Here is an 18,982-nt window from a genome sequence, read left to right on the forward strand (position 1 = left end):
CTATGCAGTTCGCCTTTTCAGTTCGCCTTGGCCGATAGAGCCGGAAACTCCGCGGGCGCACCGAATTTACCGCCCCTTATCGATTCTGCCTTAGTTTTGCTCAGCCAGGTCAGGGGGCGGGACGCCACCGGATCGCGGCTGAATGAAAATGGGGGTGGGAATGTCCAGGCGTATCGCGTCGTCGTCGAAGCGCACAATAATGCCGACCCTCAGGTTCCGCGCCAAGATCATTCTGGGCTTTGCCGCCGTGCTGGTGATCTCCGCCGGCAGCATGGCTTTCTCCTATTTTGGCTTCGAGCGGGTCTCGTCCGGGGTCGGGTCCTACCGCAGCAGCGTCACCGAGGCCGATCTCGCCCGCAATATCGACCGGGAGCTGCTCGCCTATCGCTCGGCCGTCAAATATTTCGTCGTCACCGGCAAGGAGGACGACGCCAAGACGGCGCTGGACGCGGAGACCGGCCTGAAGAGCGCCATCGACCAGGCGGTCAAGAGCGCCAAGAAGCCGGCGCGCCAGGAGAGCCTGGGCAAGCTCGCCAAGGAGTTCTCCAACTTCTCAGCGACCTTCGCAAAAGTCCTCCAGGCCAAGCGTGACAGCGCGCTGCTGGTGCAGAACCAGCTCTCGCGCAACGCCAACCTCCTGAAATACAAGCTCGACGACATCGGTAACAATGCCTCCGATTCCGAGGCGCAGGCGATCGAGTTCGGGACCAAGCAGGTCAATGCTCAATTCCAGACCGCGAACGCGGCGGCGACCAATTTCGTGCTGACGTCCGACCAGGCGATCGCGACCAGCGCGCTGGCGCGGCTGAAATTCGTCGAGAACTCCCTCAACGCGGTCTATTCCATGGACGACAAGATCGTCGCCGGCCTGAAGGACGCCAAGGGATTGCTCGGTGCCTATCGGGAATCGCTGGAGAAGCTGATCGCCAATGCCAAGATGATCGACGATCTCGTCACCGAGATGAGCGGCTCGGCCGGCGCGATCCTTCAGGGTGCTACCGCCATGAAGGCGGACCTCGTTGCCGAACAGCAGCGGTTGGAGTCCGAATCGGAAGCGACCATCGGGAAGACCGAGCAGCTGGTGTTGATGCTGGCCGTCGGCGGCACGCTGCTCGGCGCGGTCCTCGCCTTCCTGCTCGGCACCGGCATTTCGCGTCCGATGATCGCGATGTGCAAGGCGATGCGCGAGCTTGCCTCGGGCAATTTCGATGTCGTGCTGCCGGGCCTGGGGCGCAGGGACGAGATCGGCGAGATGGCCGGCGCGGTCGAGGAATTCAAGGTGCAGGCCGTGGCCAAGGCCGAGCGCGACGCCGCCGCGAACGAACTTCAGAACAGGGAGCAGGCCGCAAGCCGCCGCTCCGAACTGATTCGCTTCGCCGACGATTTCGAGAGCGCGGTCGGTGCCATCGTCTCCAACGTCTCGGCTTCCGCCGTGCAGCTGGAATCGGCGGCCTCGACGCTGACCCGCACCGCCGAGACCACGCAGAGCCTGTCGAGCCAGGTCGCCGACGTCTCCGAGCAGGCCTCCAGCAACATGCAGTCGGTGGCGACCGCGACCGAAGAGCTCTCGGCCTCGGTCGAGGAGATCGGCCGCCAGGTCCGCGATTCCAGCCGCATTGCCGAAGCCGCCGTGGTGCAGGCAAAGGAGACCGATAATCGCATCGGCAAGCTCTCGCATGCCGCCCAGCAGATCGGCGAAGTCGTCAAGCTGATCACGGCGATCGCCGAGCAGACCAATCTTCTCGCTCTGAATGCGACCATCGAGGCGGCACGCGCCGGTGAAGCCGGCCGCGGCTTTGCAGTGGTCGCCAGCGAAGTGAAGTCGCTGGCGAGCCAGACCGCGAAGGCCACCGACGAGATCTCCTCGCACATCACGGGCATGCAGGGCGCCACCGCCGAGTCGGTTGCGGCGATCAAGGAGATCGGCGCCACCATCGGCCAGATCTCGTCGATCTCGACCTCGATTGCGAGCGCGGTCGAGCAGCAAGGCGCGGCGACGCAGGAAATCGCGCGCAGCGTCCAGACCGTCGCGCAGGGCACTCAGACCGCCGCCACCGACATCGGCCAGGTCAACCGCGGCGCCGCCGAAACCGGCTCGGCTTCGGAAGAGGTGCTGCACTCGGCCAAGACGCTGTCATCCGAAAGCACCCGCCTGCGCGCCGAGCTCGACCGCTTCATGGGCAATATCCGGGCAGCGTAGGGGCATTCCCGTCAATGTCGTCCTGGCGAAAGCCAGGACGACGAGACCCTGCGTCACGTAACCGCCGGTTGCGGCGCCACAAATTTACCGCAGCTTATCCTTTGCCATTTACCGTGCTCACGCGTCAGGAAGCGGGCTGCTTCCGGGCTGCGCCTGGTTTTCCGCGAATGGAATGGGGTGGGGAATGCCCGTCAAGTCGAAGCCGACCATATCGAAGCTGCTCACCTTGCGTTTTCGCGCAAAAATCATCCTCGGCTTCGTGGCGGTGCTCGCCATCCTCGCCGTCAGCATGGCTTTCGCGTATTTCGGCTTCGAGCGGATCCAGGCCGCCGTGGCCTCCTATCGCTCCAGCGTCGCCGAAGCGGACCTTGCGCGGACGGTCGATCGCGAGCTGATTGCCTACCAGGGGCTGGCGCGGGCCTACACGCTGACCGGCGCGGCGGATGATGAGACCGCGGCCAAAGCAGCCGAAGAGAATCTGAGGGCCGCGATCGCCAAGTCGGCGGCGGCCACCACCGGCGTAGCGCGCCGCGAGCAGGTCGGCAGGCTCGAGGCCGACTTCAAGAGCTTTACCAAGGTGTTCGGCGAGATCATCGTTTTGACGCGCGAGAACGGCAAGATCGCGACCGATGAGCTCAACAGCGTCGGCAACAAGATCCGGTTCAAGTTCGACGATCTCGCCGATACCGCGGCACTGGCGGGCCTGAACTCGGTTCAGAGCACGGCCAAGGACATCACATCGCAATACCTTGCGGTCTCCACCTCGGTCAGCGCCTTCGTCGCCAAGCCGGAGCCGAAGACCGCCGACGGCGTGATCGCCCGCATCAAATTCCTGGAGACCTTGCTGGTCTCGATCTATGCCAACGACCAGAAGATCACCGACCGCGTCACCGAGATCAGCAACCTCCTCAAGCAGTACCGCACCTCCTTTTCAAAGTTGACCGAGAACGTGAAGGTCATCGTCAAGCTGAACGGCGACATGACCAAGACGGCTGCCTCCATTCTCAAGCTCTCGGGTGAGCTGCGGTCGGAGCTGACGGCGGATCAGCAGCGCATCGAGGTCAACGCCAATGCCACCATCGGCGAGACCGAGCGGCTGATGCTGATGATGGCGCTGGGCGGCCTTGCCGTCGGGGCTGTGCTCGCCCTGATGCTGGGCAACGGCATTTCGCGTCCGATGATCGCGATGTGCAAGGCGATGCGCGAGCTTGCCTCGGGCAATTTCGATGTCGTGCTGCCGGGCCTGGGGCGCAGGGACGAGATCGGCGAGATGGCCGGCGCGGTCGAGGAATTCAAGGTGCAGGCCGTGGCCAAGGCCGAGCGCGACGCCGCCGCGAACGAACTTCAGAACAGGGAGCAGGCCGCAAGCCGCCGCTCCGAACTGATTCGCTTCGCCGACGATTTCGAGAGCGCGGTCGGTGCCATCGTCTCCAACGTCTCGGCTTCCGCCGTGCAGCTGGAATCGGCGGCCTCGACGCTGACCCGCACCGCCGAGACCACGCAGAGCCTGTCGAGCCAGGTCGCCGACGTCTCCGAGCAGGCCTCCAGCAACATGCAGTCGGTGGCGACCGCGACCGAAGAGCTCTCGGCCTCGGTCGAGGAGATCGGCCGCCAGGTCCGCGATTCCAGCCGCATTGCCGAAGCCGCCGTGGTGCAGGCAAAGGAGACCGATAATCGCATCGGCAAGCTCTCGCATGCCGCCCAGCAGATCGGCGAAGTCGTCAAGCTGATCACGGCGATCGCCGAGCAGACCAATCTTCTCGCTCTGAATGCGACCATCGAGGCGGCACGCGCCGGTGAAGCCGGCCGCGGCTTTGCAGTGGTCGCCAGCGAAGTGAAGTCGCTGGCGAGCCAGACCGCGAAGGCCACCGACGAGATCTCCTCGCACATCACGGGCATGCAGGGCGCCACCGCCGAGTCGGTTGCGGCGATCAAGGAGATCGGCGCCACCATCGGCCAGATCTCGTCGATCTCGACCTCGATTGCGAGCGCGGTCGAGCAGCAAGGCGCGGCGACGCAGGAAATCGCGCGCAGCGTCCAGACCGTCGCGCAGGGCACTCAGACCGCCGCCACCGACATCGGCCAGGTCAACCGCGGCGCCGCCGAAACCGGCTCGGCTTCGGAAGAGGTGCTGCACTCGGCCAAGACGCTGTCATCCGAAAGCACCCGCCTGCGCGCCGAGCTCGACCGCTTCATGGGGAACATCCGGGCGGCGTAGGGGCACCCGCGCCAATGTCGTCCTGGCGAAAGCCAGGACCCATTACCCCAAGGCAGAGTTGCCGGGCGACTGCTAACTCCAAGTCATCGCCAAACTGCTCCCTGGGGTAATAGGTCCTGGATCGGCGCTGCGCTTGTCCAGGACGACCCGGCGCTCACTCCCTCCCGAATGCCCGCTTCAGCTCCACCTTTGCCCGCTCCAGCCGCGTGCGCTGCGTCTGCGGTAGCGTCTTGCCGGCGCGGTTGATGTAGAACGTCAGCATCGACAGCGCCGAGCGGTACGCGCCGGTCTTGCGACGCGCGCTGTGCTCGGCCGAGCGCTTCAACGAAGTCGCGATCTTCTTCGCGCTGGTCAGCTTGAACACGCCTTGTTTGAGGACGAGCGCGTTGCTCTACTTCGTCACGCGCTGTGACCAGCGCTTCGGTGCGGCGCGGTGGGTGCTCTTGCGCGCCGCTGTTTTGCGAGAATGTGTCGTCTTTCTGGCATGAGCCATGCGTCAACTCCTTGCGGCTCCACCGAAAACCAGCGGCGCGAGCGGTCGTTCCTGCGGGAACCTGGCCTCGCCGCAGACGTTGTCGCAGGGTGGCAGGCGGAATGCCGCACCCCCTTGATCGGATCGCCCCCGTCCACGCCATGTGAACCGGGCCATGTCCATTGGTCAGATGCAACAACGCGATGGAATTGCAGCGAAGCCCAGCGCCGAACGATGGACCTGTGGTCTCCAAGGCGGTCGCGAAGGCCCACGCGGCCGATCGCATCATCGAAACCAGCATTCCCGCACGGCTTGACGCGCTGCCGTGGAGCGGGTTTCACACCCGGGTCGTGCTCGCGCTCGGCATCACCTGGATTCTGGATGGCCTCGAGGTGACATTGGCCGGCGCGCTCTCCGGCGCGCTGAAGCAAAGCCCCTCCCTGCATTTCTCCAATCTCGATCTCGGCATTGCCAATTCCGCCTATCTCGCGGGCGCGGTGCTCGGCGCGCTCGGTTTCGGCTGGCTGACCGATCGCATCGGCCGCAAGAAGCTGTTCTTCATCACGCTCGCACTCTATCTCTCGGCAACGGCCGCGACCGCTCTGTCATGGAATGTCGCGAGCTACGCACTGTTTCGCTTCCTCACCGGCGCCGGCATCGGCGGCGAATATACGGCGATCAATTCGACCATCCAGGAATTGGTGCCGGCGCGCTATCGCGGCTGGACCGATCTCGTCATCAACGGCAGCTTCTGGATCGGCGCCGCGATGGGCGCGGTGGCGGCCATCGTGCTGCTCGATCCCGCGGTGATCGGCCCCGATCTCGGCTGGCGCCTCGCTTATCTCATCGGCGCGGCCATTGGCCTCGTCGTGCTCTTGATGCGGATGTGGATCCCGGAGAGTCCGCGCTGGCTGATGATCCACGGTCGTCCCGACCAGGCCCACGCCATCGTTGGCGAGATCGAGCGCTCGGTGATCGGACACGACCAGGACACGAGCGACGGGCGCTTCGCCAAGATTCGCCTGAAAATGCGGAGCCACACGCCGATCCGCGAGGTCGTGCACACGCTGTTCTCGGTCTATCGCCAGCGGGCGATGGTCGGCCTCGTGCTGATGATCGCGCAGGCCTTCTTCTACAACGCCATCTTCTTCACCTTTGCGCTGGTGTTGACCGATTTTTACGGGATCAGCGCCGATCATGTCGGCTGGTATCTGCTTCCCTTCGCTGCCGGCAATTTCCTCGGTCCGCTGCTGCTCGGCCGCCTGTTCGATACGCTCGGCCGCCGGACCATGATCATGTTCACCTATGGCGTGTCGGGCCTGTTGCTGGCGCTGTCGGGTTATCTGTTCTCGATTGGCGCCTTGAGCGCGCAGGGGCAGACCATCGCCTGGATGGTGATCTTCTTCTTTGCCTCGCCCGCCGCGAGCGCGGCCTATCTCACCGTCAGCGAGACTTTTCCCTTGGAAGTCCGTGCGCTCGCGATCGCGGTGTTCTATGCGGTCGGCACCGGCATCGGCGGCGTGATCGGCCCCGCATTGTTCGGGGCGCTGATCGACACGGGATCACGCACGAGCGTATTCGCAGGTTATTTGCTGGGGGCCTTTCTGATGATCGCGGCTGCGATCGTGGCGTGGCGCTATGCCGTCTCGGCGGAACGCAAATCGCTCGAAGAAATCGCGCGGCCGCTTGCGTCCATGGAGTAGACTATGAAATCGGAACTGGCTGAATTGGATCTAAAGCGTACCATGGTCGACGATGAAGCGCCCGATGCGGTGCCGGTGCCTCACGCACTCGTGCCGCATCTCAACGAAACAGCGATCCTGCTCGACATCGACGGGACGCTGCTCGACCTGATGCCGACGCCGCGTGAGGTGTGGGTGCCGCCAGGCCTGTCGGAAACGCTGAACCGGTTGACGGAGCGCACCTCGGGCGCGCTGGCGATGGTCAGCGGCCGTTCGCTCAACGACATCGACCTGATCTTCGCGCCCGATGTCTTTCGCGCCGTTGCCGGCCACGGCGCGGAGATGCGGCTTTCGGTGGACAACGAAGCCGATGCCGTCAGCGCGCCGCCGCTGGACAAGGAGTTGAAGCGGCGGCTCGCGGCGGTCGCCAAGCTCAGTCCCGGCATTCTGCTCGAAGACAAGGGCTATTCGCTGGCGCTGCATTACCGCCTTGCGCCGCATGCGGAGAAGGCGATCTATGAATCCGTTTCGCTGATCCGCGCCGACCTGCCCAATGCGCCGATCGAGGTGCTGCCTGGCAAGTTCGTTTGCGAGATCAAGCATTCCGGTTTCACCAAGGCGACCGGCGTGCGCGAATTGATGAAGCACGAGCCTTTCAAGGGACGCCGTCCGATCTTCATCGGCGACGATGTTACCGACGAGACCGTGTTCGCGATCATGCCCGACATGAACGGGCTCGCCTTCTCGGTCGGCCGCCGCGCCATGGGCGTCAACGGGCACTTCGACGCGCCGAACGACGTGCGCGCGTTCCTTGCGCGGCTGCTCGACGACTCAAGGTTGGAATAGGGCGCCGACATCTCGCAGCCACATATCGCGCGCGTAGCTCCCCAGCGCGTCCGCTTCATGCTGCGCGCGCTGCGGTTCCGAAACCGACTTTATGTAGCGAAATCGTCAGGTTCCGCGGAGGTAAACCGGTTCCAACGCGCCCGCCCGATTTTGGTTTCAATTGGTGCAAAGGATGATCAGGAACCATATTGATGAACGGCAGTTAAATGGGGTGGAATGAAACAGGAGGGGACGACCTGTGAATTTAGTCGTCGTTTCAAATCGCGTCGCGCGCGGCAAGCCCAATGAGCCCATGACGGGCGGTCTCGCGGCGGCGTTGTTACCCGTCGTGGAACATTCGGGCGCGATTTGGGTGGGGTCCTCGGGCCGTGTGCGTGATGGTCATCAAAAGGAGCCGTTCGCAGAAATCGAAGCACTGGGTTCGGGTGCGATCGCGACGCTGGATCTGCCGGCGGCGCACTATGGCGGCTATTACGAAGGCTTCGCCAATTCGGCGCTGTGGCCGGCGCTGCACTCGCGCAGCGATCTGATCCGCGTCTCGCGCGATGACTATGTCAGCTATCGCGAGGTCAACGCCTTCATGGCGCGTGCCTTGATGCGCTTCCGGAAAGCGCAAACTGCGTTCTGGGTACAGGACTATCATTTCCTCGCGCTCGGTGCGGAACTGCGGGATCTCGGCGTCGACGATCCGATCGGCTTCTTCCTCCATACGCCATGGCCCGTCGCCGCGGTGATGCAGGGCGTTCCCAATCATCGCGAGCTGATCACGGCGATGCTGGCCTACGATCTGATCGGCTTCCAGACCAATGACGACTGCCAGAATTTTCTAGGCTATGTCGCGGGCGAACTCGGCCTCGCCGTCGAAGACGGCGTGGCGATCTCGCAGCATGGCCGAACGCGCTGCGAAGTCTTTCCGATCGGCATCGACGCCGAGAAGTTCGCGCAATACGCGGCGAAATCGGCGTCGCATCCGGACGTGTCGCGGCTGCGCCGCAGCCTCAACGGTGAGCGGCTCGCGATCGGCGTCGACCGGCTCGACTATTCCAAGGGCCTCGTCAACCGCATCAGCGCGTTCGATCGGCTCTGGACCGAGCATCCGCAGTTTGCGCGCAGCATCTCGCTGTTGCAGATCGCAAATCCCTCGCGCGGTGCCATCGAAGCCTATGGCAATTTGCAGAACGAGGTCGCGCGGCTCGTGTCCGACGTCAACGGCCGCCACGGCGAGGCGGACTGGACACCGATCCGCTATCTCAACAAGGGCTTCAGCCAGGCCGTGCTCGCGGGTCTCTACCGCACCGCACAGATCGGCGTGGTGACGCCGCTGCACGACGGCATGAACCTTGTCGCCAAGGAATACGTCGCCGCTCAAAACCCGGCCGATCCCGGCGTGCTGGTGCTGTCGAAATTCGCCGGCGCGGCCAACGAGCTCGACGCCGCCCTGCTGGTCAATCCGCACGACATCGACGGCATGGCGCGCGCGATCGCGGTCGCGGCCGCGATGCCGCTCACCGAGCGTAAGATGCGCTGGGATGCGATGATGAAGAAGCTGCGCGGCCACACCATCCAGCAATGGTCGGCGGATTTCGTCGCTGAACTGGAGAAATGCCGGACGGAGAAGGCCGCGGTCGCGCCGCTCGCCAACCAGCCGCCGCAAGCGCTGCGCTGGCTGAAGTCGGCGATCTCAGGCGTGCGGTTGATCTAGTCTTCTTCTCACCGTTCCTTACGGGGAGGGTACGGGCGAAGACGAGAGCCTCAATAGCAATACGACACGCCTTCCAGAATCGCGCACTGCCGCTTGTTCGGCGCGTTCGGATCGTCGAGCGGCACCATGCCCTTGCCCTGGCCGACGAACACGCCGGGCCCGACATGCACCGAGCTCTTGTTGCCGATGATGACGCTCTGATGCGGCGTCGCGCTCGAGCGCGTGCCGTCGGGCCAGAGGATGGTATCGCCGGAAAGCATCCCGCGCCGTCCGTCGTCACAGCTGACGTCGAGCCCTTGCCGGGTGCAGACCTGCGCGGCGGCCGGCCCAGCAAAGGCGGCGGCCACAGCCGAAATCAGGCTCATCGCGGCGATGGTGTTGCGGATGATCATAGGGCCCCCGGTCTTGTTTGACGGTCTTGAGTGAATCGTCGCACCAAACCCGCCGCCGGTTCAGCCGGCAGGCGGTTCCGAGCGTTGCCGCAGCGCCTGATATTGTCTAGAAAATACAATATCTTACGGAAAAATCACCCGATTTCCCCGCGATCCCTTGCAAAATCATCGGCGCCCCTTCAAGAGAGTGCGCTCCGGAGAGATGGCCGAGTGGCTTAAGGCGCACGCTTGGAAAGCGTGTGTGCGGGAAACCGTACCGTGGGTTCGAATCCCACTCTCTCCGCCATCAGCCCCGTCCGGCCAACCCATACCTTCCGTTCCTCTCGCCCGTCCGCGACGCCCTTCCATCGGCGATCGCTGCCGACATGGCGATGCGGCTGCAGGCAAATGCTCCAATTTGTCGCTGTCCAAATGGCGGCCTCAAAACCCGGTCGCGATGCCGCAATCTGGCGGCAGTTTAGTCCATCATTCAGCCAGTACATGCGTCGTGGGAAAAGACCCAAAGGTGCATGAGCGTCTCTCGCGCGCCTTCGGCCGCGACAACGCGTCGCGATCGCGCGCCATGCAGAAACGCGCCTGTACACGGTCGTGTGACCTCCATAACTTCCGCGGCGCAATGTGAGGAGATGCGACGTGGCGAAGAAGAAGACGGCGACCAGGAAGAAAACTGCTGCGAAGAAAGCAGCGAAGACCTCCAGCAAGAAAAGCGCCATTCGCAAGGGCAAGGTCGCGAAGGCCGCAACGAAGCCGGTGAAGAAGGCAGCTCCGCGCAAATCATCAGCACCACGCCGCCCAAAAGGCCCGGCCTGGCAATGGTCGGCGGTCGAGACCGCGGCCGCCATCCGCTCCGGCGCCATCTCCGCGGTCGAGACCGTCGAGGCGCATCTCGAGCGGATGCGGGCCGTCAATCCGAGGCTGAACGCCGTCGTCGTCGATCTCTCGGAAGAGGCGCTGGCTGCGGCCCATGCGGCCGACAAGCGGCGCGCGAAGGGCGGCGAGCTCGGCCTTCTGCATGGCGTACCGATCACGATCAAGGAGAATGTCGACTACGAGGGTCGTCCGAATTTCAATGGCGTTCCCGCCAACAAGAACCTCATCGCGCCGTCGGATTCGCCCGTCGTGCGCAACCTGAAGAAATCAGGCGCGATCGTCATCGGCCTCACCAACACGCCGGAATTCTCCTTCCGCGGCTTCACCGACAATCCCCTGCACGGGCTGACGCTCAATCCCTGGGATCCCAATATCACCTGCGGGGGCTCCTCGGGCGGTGCGGGTTCGGCGGTCGCCGCCGGCATCGGCACCATCGCGCACGGCAACGACATCGGCGGCTCGCTGCGCTGGCCGGCGCATTGCAACGGCGTCGCAACCATCAAGCCGACGCAGGGGCGTATTCCCGCGTTCAACGCAAGCGCAACTGCCGAGCGGCCGATGCTGGCGCATCTGATGTCGGCGCAGGGGCCGCTCGCCCGCCACGTCGCCGACGTCAGGCTCGCGCTGGAGGTGATGAGCCAGCGTGATCCGCGTGATCCCTGGTGGGTGCCGGCGCCGCTGGTGGGTCCGAAGCCGAAGAGGCCGATCAAGGTCGCGCTGGCCAGGATTCCCGAGGACATGGACGTCGATCCGCACGTCGCGGCGGCGTTGCGTCAGGCCGCCGATCATCTGGAGCGTTCCGGCTATCGCGTCAGCGAGGTCGACGTGCCCGACATCGACGGGGTCTGGCAGACCTGGTGCGACATCATCACCAACGAGACGATGGTGATGCAGGAAGCCGGCATGCTGAAGGTGACGTCCGAAGACTTCCACAAGGCCTGGGGCGGCATGAAAGCCAAGGCCAACGTGCTCGACCTCAAGGCCTGGATGCAGGCGACCGCGGCGCGCAACGGCCACATTCGCGCCTGGCAATTGTTCTTCGAGGAGTATCCGGTGGTGCTGGCACCGACCACGGTGAAGCCGACGCCTAGCCCGCGCGAGGACACTGTCAGCCCCGAGCGGGTGCGCGAGATTTTCTGGGGCGAGATCCGCTTCATCTCCGCGATCAACGTGCTGGGGCTGCCCGGCGCCGTGGTGCCGGTGACGCTGCACGATGGCAAGCCGATCGGCGTGCAGCTCATTGCCGGACGCTATCGCGAGGACCTCGCGCTCGATGCGGCGGCCGCGATCGAGAAGCGGGCCGGCGTGCTCTCCCATCGGCTGTGGGAACAGATGGACTGACAGGGCAGCGAAGGTGTGACCTTCTCCCCTGCGCAAGGGGAGAAGGAAGCCAGTCAGCCGGCTGCGCAAACTTCATTAATCCAATTTGACTCGAATTTTAGCCAATTCCCCAATAAACATTAGGGTTACTTCCTCGATCTCTAGACGAATTATTGTCCGCTTTACCACCCGCCTCTAACAGAGGGACGGCGGACAACGCACATGCCTCATACAGGCCAATAAGTGCGGCCCGCTCCACGCGGAGGTGGCACGATGCGCAACGAGACGATCGCTATTCACGCCGGCTACGAGCCCGAAGCCACCACGCACGCGGTTGCCGTGCCGATCTACCAGACCGCGGCCTACGCCTTCGACAGCGCCGATCACGGCGCGGCGCTCTTCAATCTCGAGACCGAAGGCTATCGCTACAGCCGCATCGCCAATCCGACCAGCGCGGTGCTGGAGAAACGTATCGCCGAGCTCGAGGGCGGCGTCGGCGCGCTTGCAGTCGCGACCGGGCAGGCCGCGCTGCATTTCGCCTTCGTCAATGTCGCCGATCACGGCGGCAACATCGTTTCCGTGCCGCAGCTCTACGGCACCACGCATACGTTGCTCTCGCACATCCTGCCGCGGCAGGGCATCACCGGCCGCTTCGCCGAAAGCGACAAGCCCGAGGCGATCGAAAAGCTGATCGACGAGAACACCCGCGCGGTTTTCGCCGAAACCATCGGCAATCCCGCCGGCAATGTCTGCGACATCGAGGCGCTGGCGAAGATTGCCCATGCCCATGGCGTGCCGCTGATCGTCGACAATACCGTTGCAACACCCATCCTGCTCAAGCCGTTCGATTACGGCGCCGACATCGCCGTGCATTCGCTGACCAAGTTTCTGGGCGGCCACGGCACCACGCTCGGCGGCGCCATCGTCGATTCCGGAAATTTCCCCTGGGCCAAGCACGCCGACCGCTTCCCCGGCTACAACAAGCCGGACGCCTCCTATCATGGCCTCGTCTATGCCGAGCGCTTCGGCCGCACAGCCTATATCGAGCGCGCGCGCAGCATCTATCAGCGCACCATGGGTTCGGTGCTGTCGCCGTTCAACGCCTTCCTGCTGCTCCAGGGCATCGAGACCGTCGCGCTACGCATGGAGCGCCACTGCGAGAATGCCCGCAAGGTCGCCGACTTCCTGCGCAAGGATCCGCGCGTGGCCTGGGTCAACTACACCGGCTTCCCCGATAGTCCCTATTATCCGCTGGTGCAGAAATATCTCGACGGCAACGCCTCGTCGCTGTTCACCTTCGGCATCAAGGGCGGCATGGAAGGCGGCAAGTCCTTCTACGACGCGTTGAAGCTGATCACGCGCCTCGTCAATATCGGCGATGCGAAGTCGCTGGCCTGCCATCCGGCCTCGACCACGCACCGGCAGATGTCGGCGGAGCAGCAACGGGTCGCCGGTGTTTTGCCGGAAACGATCCGCTTGTCGATCGGCATCGAACATTGCCAGGACATCATCGAGGACCTCGACCAGGCCCTGGAAAAGGCCTGCCCGTCCGCGCGCCTCCAGGCCGCGGAGTAAGCGGCCGCGCTGATGACGATCCTGATCGACAGGGATCAAGCCATATCGAGCCCGGCGCTGGTGCCGGGCGCGGGCGATCTGGCGCGCGAGTCCGGCGGGACCGAGCTTACGATTGGCCTGATCAACAACATGCCGGATCCGGCGCTGAAGGCGACCGAGCGGCAGTTCATGAAGCTGCTGCAAGCCGCAGCAGGTCCGCGTCGCATCCGCTTTCACTGCTTCTCGCTGCCTTCGGTGAAGCGCTCGCCGGAAGCGAAGTGGCATGTCGAGAGCGAATATTCGGACCTCACCGAGCTCAGGCGTCACAAGTTCGACGGCCTGATCGTGACCGGCGCCGAGCCGATCGCGCCCGAGCTCGACCGGGAACCGTACTGGCGCGACCTCACCGAGCTGATCGACTGGGCCAAGGTCAACACGCGCTCGACGATCTGGTCGTGCCTCGCCGCGCATGCCGCGGTGCTGCATCTCGACCGCATCGAACGGCGGCCGCTGCCCGCCAAATGTCACGGCATTTTCGACTGCGAAGCCGTGACCAGCGATCCGCTGACGCGGGCCGCGCCTGCGCCCCTCAAGGTCTCGCATTCGCGCCTCAACGAGATCGCCGAGAGCGACCTCGCGCAGGCCGGCTATCAGGTGCTGACGCGTTCGGCAAAGGCCGGCGTCGATATCTTCGTCCGCCAATATGCCAGCCGCTTTGTGTTCTTCCAGGGCCATCCGGAATACGACGCGCTGTCGCTTCAGCGCGAATATTTGCGCGACATCGGCCGGTATCTCGCGCGTGAGCGCGACAATTATCCGCATTTGCCCGTGAGCTATTTTGACGCTGCGACGGAAGAGAAGCTGGTCCGCTTCGAGAAACAGGCCAGGCACCAGCGGCACCCCGCGCTCAGCAACGAGCTGCCGGCGCTGAATTTGCGTGGCGATATCGCCGCCGGTAGCACCGCGGCGGCATTGTTCCGGAACTGGCTGCAATATCTCGGCGCGGGCACCGACGCGTCGGTGCTTGCGCGTTAGGTCGGGACGACGGGCTCGACGTTAGGACTAACGAAGTGTGAAGCTTGCCTCGAGCGGCGCACGAATGCTTCAGTGAGGGGCAGGGCAAACAGGAAATGCGAGTCGTGTGGTCGGCACTCCAGGGACGCGTCAGCAATCGGCTGGCCCGGCATTTCCGCGCCGCGCCGCACCGGCTGCCCGCGCATGCGCCCATGGTGAGCTTCACCTTCGACGATGCCCCCGATAGCGCCGCAGGCGAGGGCGCCGGGCTTCTGGAGCAGCATGGCGGCCGCGGTACGTTCTATCTCGCCGGCAGCCTGGTCGATCGTCCCTCGGACCACTGGCACGGCCTGTCGAACGACGCCATCGTGCGGCTTCACCGGGCCGGGCACGAGATCGCCTGCCACACCTTCTCGCACCTGAGTGCGGTCAATCTCGACGAGGCCGCCATGGCCCGCGAGATCGAGCGGAACCGCAGCCATTTTCGCGGCATCGATTCCTCGATCACGCTAGAAAATTTCGCTTACCCCTATGGCATCGCGTCGGTGTGGCGCAAGTCGCAGCTCGCCAAGACCTTCCGCTCGGCGCGCGGCATTCTTCCCGGCGTCAATCGGGACGTCATCGATCTCCAGTTCCTGCGGGCCTCGCCCCTGGTCGATTGCGAGATCGATATTGCGGGTGTCGATCGCTATTTCGACGAGGCGGTCGAGAGCGGCGGATGGCTGATCTTCTACGGCCATGACGTCGTCAACGCGCCGAGCCCGTATGGCTGCACGCCGGACCTGATGCGCCATGCGCTGCAGGCCGCCGGGAAGCGCGACATGCCGATCGTGACGGTCGCGGAAGCGCTGCGAAGGATCGGGGCGTAAGAAGCGTTCTTCCCACAAAGGGAGGGGGAAGGCGGCGTCCTGCGCGCAAACAGTCTTGCCACGCCTGCGCGGTCATGCGACTGGCCTTGTGACGAATCTCACGGCCTCAGCCCGACATGCCCATGTCCTCTCCTTCCACCGCTCCGCTGTCTGCGCCGGCCCAGGGCCGCGATGCGCTCTCGGTGCTGCGTTCGGTGTTCGGCCTGCCCGGGTTCCGCGGCGCGCAGGGTGAGATCATCCGGCACGTCACGGACGGCGGCAATTGCCTGGTGTTGATGCCGACCGGCGGCGGCAAGTCGCTGTGCTATCAATTACCGGCGCTGCTGCGCGAAGGCTGCGGTGTCGTGGTGTCGCCCTTGATTGCGCTGATGCGCGATCAGGTCGCCGCCATGCTCGAAGCAGGCGTCAACGCCGCCGCGCTGAACTCGTCGCTGACCGCGCAGGAAGCCTCAGACATCGAGCGGCGCCTGCTCGCGGGTGATCTCGACCTGCTCTATGTCGCGCCGGAACGGCTGGTGACGCCGCGCTGCCTGGCGCTGCTCGCGCGGGCGAAAGTGGCGCTGTTCGCGATCGACGAGGCGCATTGCGTCTCGCAATGGGGCCATGATTTCCGCCCCGAATATGTCGGCCTGTCGATCATCGCCGAGCGCTTTCCCGACGTGCCGCGCATCGCGCTGACCGCGACTGCCGACGAATTGACCCGCAAGGAAATCGTCGAGCGGCTTGCGCTTGCAGACAGTCCGCACTTCGTCTCCAGCTTCGATCGTCCCAACATCCGTTATGAGATCGTCGACAAACGCAACGCGGTGTCGCAGCTCAAGGATTTCATCCGGGAGCGTCACGCGGGAGATGCGGGCGTCGTCTATTGCCTGTCCCGCAAACGGGTGGAGGAGGTCGCCGCCGCGCTCGACGATGCCGGCATTGCGGCGTTGCCCTACCACGCCGGGCTCGACAGCAGCGTTCGCTCGCGCAACCAGGACCGCTTCCTCAACGAGGACGGCATCGTCATCGTCGCGACCATTGCCTTCGGCATGGGCATCGACAAGCCCGATGTGCGCTTCGTCGCGCATCTCGATCTGCCCAAGAGCATCGAGGCCTATTACCAGGAGACAGGACGCGCCGGCCGTGACGGCAAGCCGTCGGCGGCCTGGATGGCCTATGGTCTCTCGGACATCGTGCAGCAGCGCCGCATGATCGACGAATCGAGCGGCTCCGACGAATTCAAGCGGGTCTCGATCGGCAAGCTCGATGCGCTCGTTGGCCTTGCCGAAACGCCGCACTGCCGGCGCCGGCGGCTGCTCGCCTATTTCGGCGAGATCGTGATGGGCGAGGGCTGCGGCAATTGCGACAATTGCCTGACGCCGCCGAAAATGCGCGACGGCAAGGTGCTGGCGCAAAAATTGCTATCCTGTGCCTATCGCACCGGGCAGCGTTTCGGCGCGATGCATCTCATCGACGTGCTGATCGGACGCCTGACCGAGAAGGTGACGCAGTTCGGCCACGACAAGCTCACGGTGTTCGGCATCGGACGCGAGCTCAACGAGAAGCAGTGGCGCACGGTGCTGCGGCAGCTCGTGGCAATGGGGCATTTGCTGAGTGACAGCGAAGCTTTCGGCGCGCTGAAGCTGACGGACTCGTCGCGCGGCGTGCTGCGAGGCGAAACTGAAGTGTGGCTGCGCGAGGAAGCGCCCGGCGCCCGGATCCGTTCGAGCCGCGCCAAGTCCCGCCGCGGTGATCTGGCGCCGGCAGCCGACGCGGCGCAGGGCGATGTCGATCCTGAATTGCGCACGCGGCTACGCGCGTGGCGCTCGGAGATTGCCCGCGCACGTGGCGTGCCGGCGTATGTCGTGCTGCACGACGCCACCATCGACGGCATCGTGCGCGCGTGGCCGACCACGATGGACGAGCTGCGCAATGTGCCCGGCATCGGCGACAAGAAGCTCGAGCATTACGGCGACGAGCTGCTGCAGATCGTCAGGACACGGTAGGGCGCGGCCATCTCTCCTCACGTCGTCATCCCGGACAAGCGAAGCGGAGCGGAGCGCAGATCCGGGATCCATAGCCACAGGCCGTAGGAAGAGGCACGCTGACTGCCTCGGCGTGCTTCAACAATTGGCAGTCGGGGTAATGGATCCTGGCTTTCGCCAGGACGACACTCGTGGGGAGGTGCGCGCCGCCTCACATCACCGACGCGCTAGCCGTTCCTGAATGCATACCCATAGCCGTTCAGCGCCGGCGCGCCGCCGAGATGGGCGTAGAGGATCTTTGCGCCCTTCTCGAAATAGCCCTTCTGCGTAAGGTCGATCAGGCCCTGCATCGACTTGCCCTCGTAGACGGGGTCGGTGATCATGGCTTCGAGACGCGCGGTGAGGCGGATCGCCTCCTTGGTCTCTTCCGACGGCACGCCATAGGCGGGATAAGCGTAATCCTCGATCAGCACGACGTCGTCGGCGACGAGATCCTGGCCGAGCTCGACGAGCTTGGCCGTGTTCTGCGCGATCGAGAGCACCTGCGCCTTGGTCTGCGCCGGGGTGAAGGACGCGTCGATGCCGATCACCTTTCGCGCGCGGCCATCGGCGGCGAAGCCGACCAGCATGCCGGCATGGGTCGAGCCGGTGACGGTGCAGACCACGATGTAGTCGAACTTGAAGCCGAGCTCGGCTTCCTGCTTGCGCACTTCTTCGGCGAAGCCGACATAGCCGAGGCCGCCGAATTTATGCACGGAGGCGCCGGCGGGAATCGCATAGGGCTTGCCACCCGCCGCCTTCACCTCCTCGATCGCCTCCTCCCAGCTCTTGCGGATGCCGATGTCGAAGCCATCGTCGACCAGGCGCACGTCGGCGCCCATGATGCGCGACAGCATGATGTTGCCGACGCGATCATAGACGGCGTCCTCGTGCGGCACCCAGGCTTCCTGCACCAGGCGGCATTTCATGCCGATCTTGGCCGCGACCGCCGCGATCATGCGGGTGTGGTTGGACTGCACGCCGCCGATAGAGACCAGCGTGTCGGCGTTCGAGGCGATCGCGTCGGGGATGATGTATTCGAGCTTGCGCAGCTTGTTGCCGCCGTAAGCGAGCCCGGAATTGCAGTCCTCGCGCTTGGCGTAGACCTCGACGTTGCCGCCGAGATGCTTTGACAGCCGCTCCAGCTTCTCGATGGGCGTCGGACCAAAGGTCAGCGGATAGCGCGCGAATTTTTCGAGCATCGTAAGGTCATCCCGATTGGCGTTAATGTCTCGAAAAACGCTAGCATCGCTCTGCAAAAAGGTGCTTTCAATTATTGTGCCTCTGTTGCGCGCGGTCTTGCGGAAAGTGCCATATAACGTAGTGTTTCTTTCGCACTAGATGCTAATTACGGAAGTTTCTTCCATGTCGGTTCGTCTTGACCGTATCGACCTTAAGATGTTGCGATTGCTGCAAAATAACGGGCGCCTCAGCAATGCGGAGCTGGCCGAAACCGTCGCCATCAGCCCCGCCACCTGCCATCGCCGCACCCAGCGTCTGTTCGAGCACGGCTTCATCGCCGCCGTCCGCGCCATGGTCGCGCCTAAGAAGGTGGCCAAGGGCACGCTGGTGATGGTCGGGGTCGTGCTCGACCGTTCGACGCCGGAGAGCTTTGCGATCTTCGAGCAGGCGATCACCAGCCTTAAATTCGTGCTCGACTGTCATCTCGTCGCCGGCGACTTCGACTATTTCCTCAAGATCCGCGTCGGCGACATGGAGGACTTCAACCGTATCCATGGCGAGCAGCTGATCGCGCTGCCGGGCGTGCGCCAAACCCGCACCTTCTTCGTGATGAAGGAAGTCGTCGACAACGCGCCGCTGGAGTTTTGAGCGGAAG

The 18,982-nt window shown here is 64.3% G+C and carries 13 protein-coding genes, 1 tRNA gene and 1 pseudogene; 12 read left to right on the top strand and 3 right to left on the bottom strand.

Going from position 1 to position 18,982, the window contains the following annotated elements; all coding sequences use genetic code 11:
* Window positions 1-160 precede the first annotated feature (160 nt).
* On the top strand, window positions 161-2,200 hold the full coding sequence (locus AC0L21_RS23715; RefSeq protein ID WP_473264195.1) for a methyl-accepting chemotaxis protein: 2,040 nt from the start codon (window positions 161-163) through the stop codon (window positions 2,198-2,200).
* A gap of 184 nt (window positions 2,201-2,384) precedes the next feature.
* Window positions 2,385-4,418 (top strand): methyl-accepting chemotaxis protein, encoded by a 2,034-nt coding sequence (locus tag AC0L21_RS23720; RefSeq protein ID WP_473264197.1) that lies wholly within the window; start codon window positions 2,385-2,387, stop codon window positions 4,416-4,418.
* A gap of 154 nt (window positions 4,419-4,572) precedes the next feature.
* Here AC0L21_RS23720 and AC0L21_RS23725 read toward each other — a convergent pair.
* Window positions 4,573-4,911: pseudogene (locus AC0L21_RS23725) on the bottom strand (DUF3175 domain-containing protein).
* A gap of 182 nt (window positions 4,912-5,093) precedes the next feature.
* Here AC0L21_RS23725 and AC0L21_RS23730 point away from each other — a divergent pair.
* The 3 genes from AC0L21_RS23730 to AC0L21_RS23740 all read left to right on the top strand — a co-directional run bounded on the left by AC0L21_RS23730 (window position 5,094) and on the right by AC0L21_RS23740 (window position 9,120).
* Complete coding sequence (locus tag AC0L21_RS23730) at window positions 5,094-6,593, top strand: MFS transporter (protein ID WP_473264199.1); 1,500 nt, start codon at window positions 5,094-5,096, stop codon at window positions 6,591-6,593.
* A gap of 3 nt (window positions 6,594-6,596) precedes the next feature.
* Window positions 6,597-7,418: a trehalose-phosphatase gene (gene otsB, locus AC0L21_RS23735; protein WP_473264201.1), complete on the top strand. Its 822-nt coding sequence runs from the start codon at window positions 6,597-6,599 to the stop codon at window positions 7,416-7,418.
* 238 nt (window positions 7,419-7,656) lie between these two features.
* Entirely contained in the window at window positions 7,657-9,120 is a 1,464-nt protein-coding gene (locus AC0L21_RS23740; RefSeq protein ID WP_473264204.1) for a trehalose-6-phosphate synthase, read from the top strand.
* 50 nt (window positions 9,121-9,170) lie between these two features.
* On the opposite strand, the gene AC0L21_RS23745 is transcribed toward AC0L21_RS23740, so the two are convergent.
* Entirely contained in the window at window positions 9,171-9,512 is a 342-nt protein-coding gene (locus tag AC0L21_RS23745; protein WP_473264206.1) for a hypothetical protein, read from the bottom strand.
* 196 nt (window positions 9,513-9,708) lie between these two features.
* On the opposite strand from AC0L21_RS23745, the gene AC0L21_RS23750 reads away from it, so the two are divergent.
* The 6 genes from AC0L21_RS23750 to recQ all read left to right on the top strand — a co-directional run bounded on the left by AC0L21_RS23750 (window position 9,709) and on the right by recQ (window position 17,127).
* Window positions 9,709-9,798 (top strand) — tRNA-Ser (locus AC0L21_RS23750).
* 347 nt (window positions 9,799-10,145) lie between these two features.
* Complete coding sequence (locus tag AC0L21_RS23755) at window positions 10,146-11,723, top strand: amidase family protein (protein ID WP_473264209.1); 1,578 nt, start codon at window positions 10,146-10,148, stop codon at window positions 11,721-11,723.
* A gap of 252 nt (window positions 11,724-11,975) precedes the next feature.
* On the top strand, window positions 11,976-13,277 hold the full coding sequence (locus AC0L21_RS23760; RefSeq protein WP_473264210.1) for an O-acetylhomoserine aminocarboxypropyltransferase/cysteine synthase family protein: 1,302 nt from the start codon (window positions 11,976-11,978) through the stop codon (window positions 13,275-13,277).
* Window positions 13,278-13,289: 12 nt separating this feature from the next.
* Window positions 13,290-14,291 (top strand): homoserine O-succinyltransferase MetA, encoded by a 1,002-nt coding sequence (gene metA, locus AC0L21_RS23765; RefSeq protein ID WP_473264212.1) that lies wholly within the window; start codon window positions 13,290-13,292, stop codon window positions 14,289-14,291.
* 104 nt (window positions 14,292-14,395) lie between these two features.
* A complete protein-coding gene (locus AC0L21_RS23770; RefSeq protein ID WP_473264213.1) occupies window positions 14,396-15,139 on the top strand; it encodes a polysaccharide deacetylase family protein in 744 nt (247 codons plus the stop codon).
* Between the two features lie 122 nt (window positions 15,140-15,261).
* Window positions 15,262-17,127: a DNA helicase RecQ gene (gene recQ / locus AC0L21_RS23775; RefSeq protein WP_473264214.1), complete on the top strand. Its 1,866-nt coding sequence runs from the start codon at window positions 15,262-15,264 to the stop codon at window positions 17,125-17,127.
* A 206-nt stretch (window positions 17,128-17,333) separates the two neighbouring features.
* Here the strand turns inward: recQ and AC0L21_RS23780 are convergent, their stop codons facing one another.
* A complete protein-coding gene (locus tag AC0L21_RS23780) occupies window positions 17,334-18,347 on the bottom strand; it encodes a 1-aminocyclopropane-1-carboxylate deaminase (protein WP_007599136.1) in 1,014 nt (337 codons plus the stop codon).
* A gap of 163 nt (window positions 18,348-18,510) precedes the next feature.
* Here AC0L21_RS23780 and AC0L21_RS23785 point away from each other — a divergent pair, with 163 nt between their 5' ends.
* Window positions 18,511-18,975 carry an Lrp/AsnC family transcriptional regulator gene (locus AC0L21_RS23785; protein ID WP_473264215.1) on the top strand — a complete coding sequence of 155 codons (465 nt, stop codon included), beginning with the start codon at window positions 18,511-18,513 and terminating at the stop codon, window positions 18,973-18,975.
* Window positions 18,976-18,982: the final 7 nt, after the last annotated feature.

Source organism: Bradyrhizobium sp. WSM4873, from assembly GCF_055811355.1.

Bases quoted from the DNA above. Each gene is read 5' to 3' on its own strand.
- AC0L21_RS23715 (WP_473264195.1), top strand. From the start codon at position 161: ATGTCCAGGCGTATCGCGTCGTCGTCGAAGCGCACAATAATGCCGACC.
- AC0L21_RS23720 (WP_473264197.1), top strand. From the start codon at position 2,385: ATGCCCGTCAAGTCGAAGCCGACCATATCGAAGCTGCTCACCTTGCGT.
- AC0L21_RS23730 (WP_473264199.1), top strand. From the start codon at position 5,094: ATGGAATTGCAGCGAAGCCCAGCGCCGAACGATGGACCTGTGGTCTCC.
- otsB (WP_473264201.1), top strand. From the start codon at position 6,597: ATGAAATCGGAACTGGCTGAATTGGATCTAAAGCGTACCATGGTCGAC.
- AC0L21_RS23745 (WP_473264206.1), bottom strand. From the start codon at position 9,512: ATGATCATCCGCAACACCATCGCCGCGATGAGCCTGATTTCGGCTGTG.
- AC0L21_RS23760 (WP_473264210.1), top strand. From the start codon at position 11,976: ATGCGCAACGAGACGATCGCTATTCACGCCGGCTACGAGCCCGAAGCC.
- metA (WP_473264212.1), top strand. From the start codon at position 13,290: ATGACGATCCTGATCGACAGGGATCAAGCCATATCGAGCCCGGCGCTG.
- recQ (WP_473264214.1), top strand. From the start codon at position 15,262: ATGTCCTCTCCTTCCACCGCTCCGCTGTCTGCGCCGGCCCAGGGCCGC.
- AC0L21_RS23780 (WP_007599136.1), bottom strand. From the start codon at position 18,347: ATGCTCGAAAAATTCGCGCGCTATCCGCTGACCTTTGGTCCGACGCCC.
- AC0L21_RS23785 (WP_473264215.1), top strand. From the start codon at position 18,511: ATGTCGGTTCGTCTTGACCGTATCGACCTTAAGATGTTGCGATTGCTG.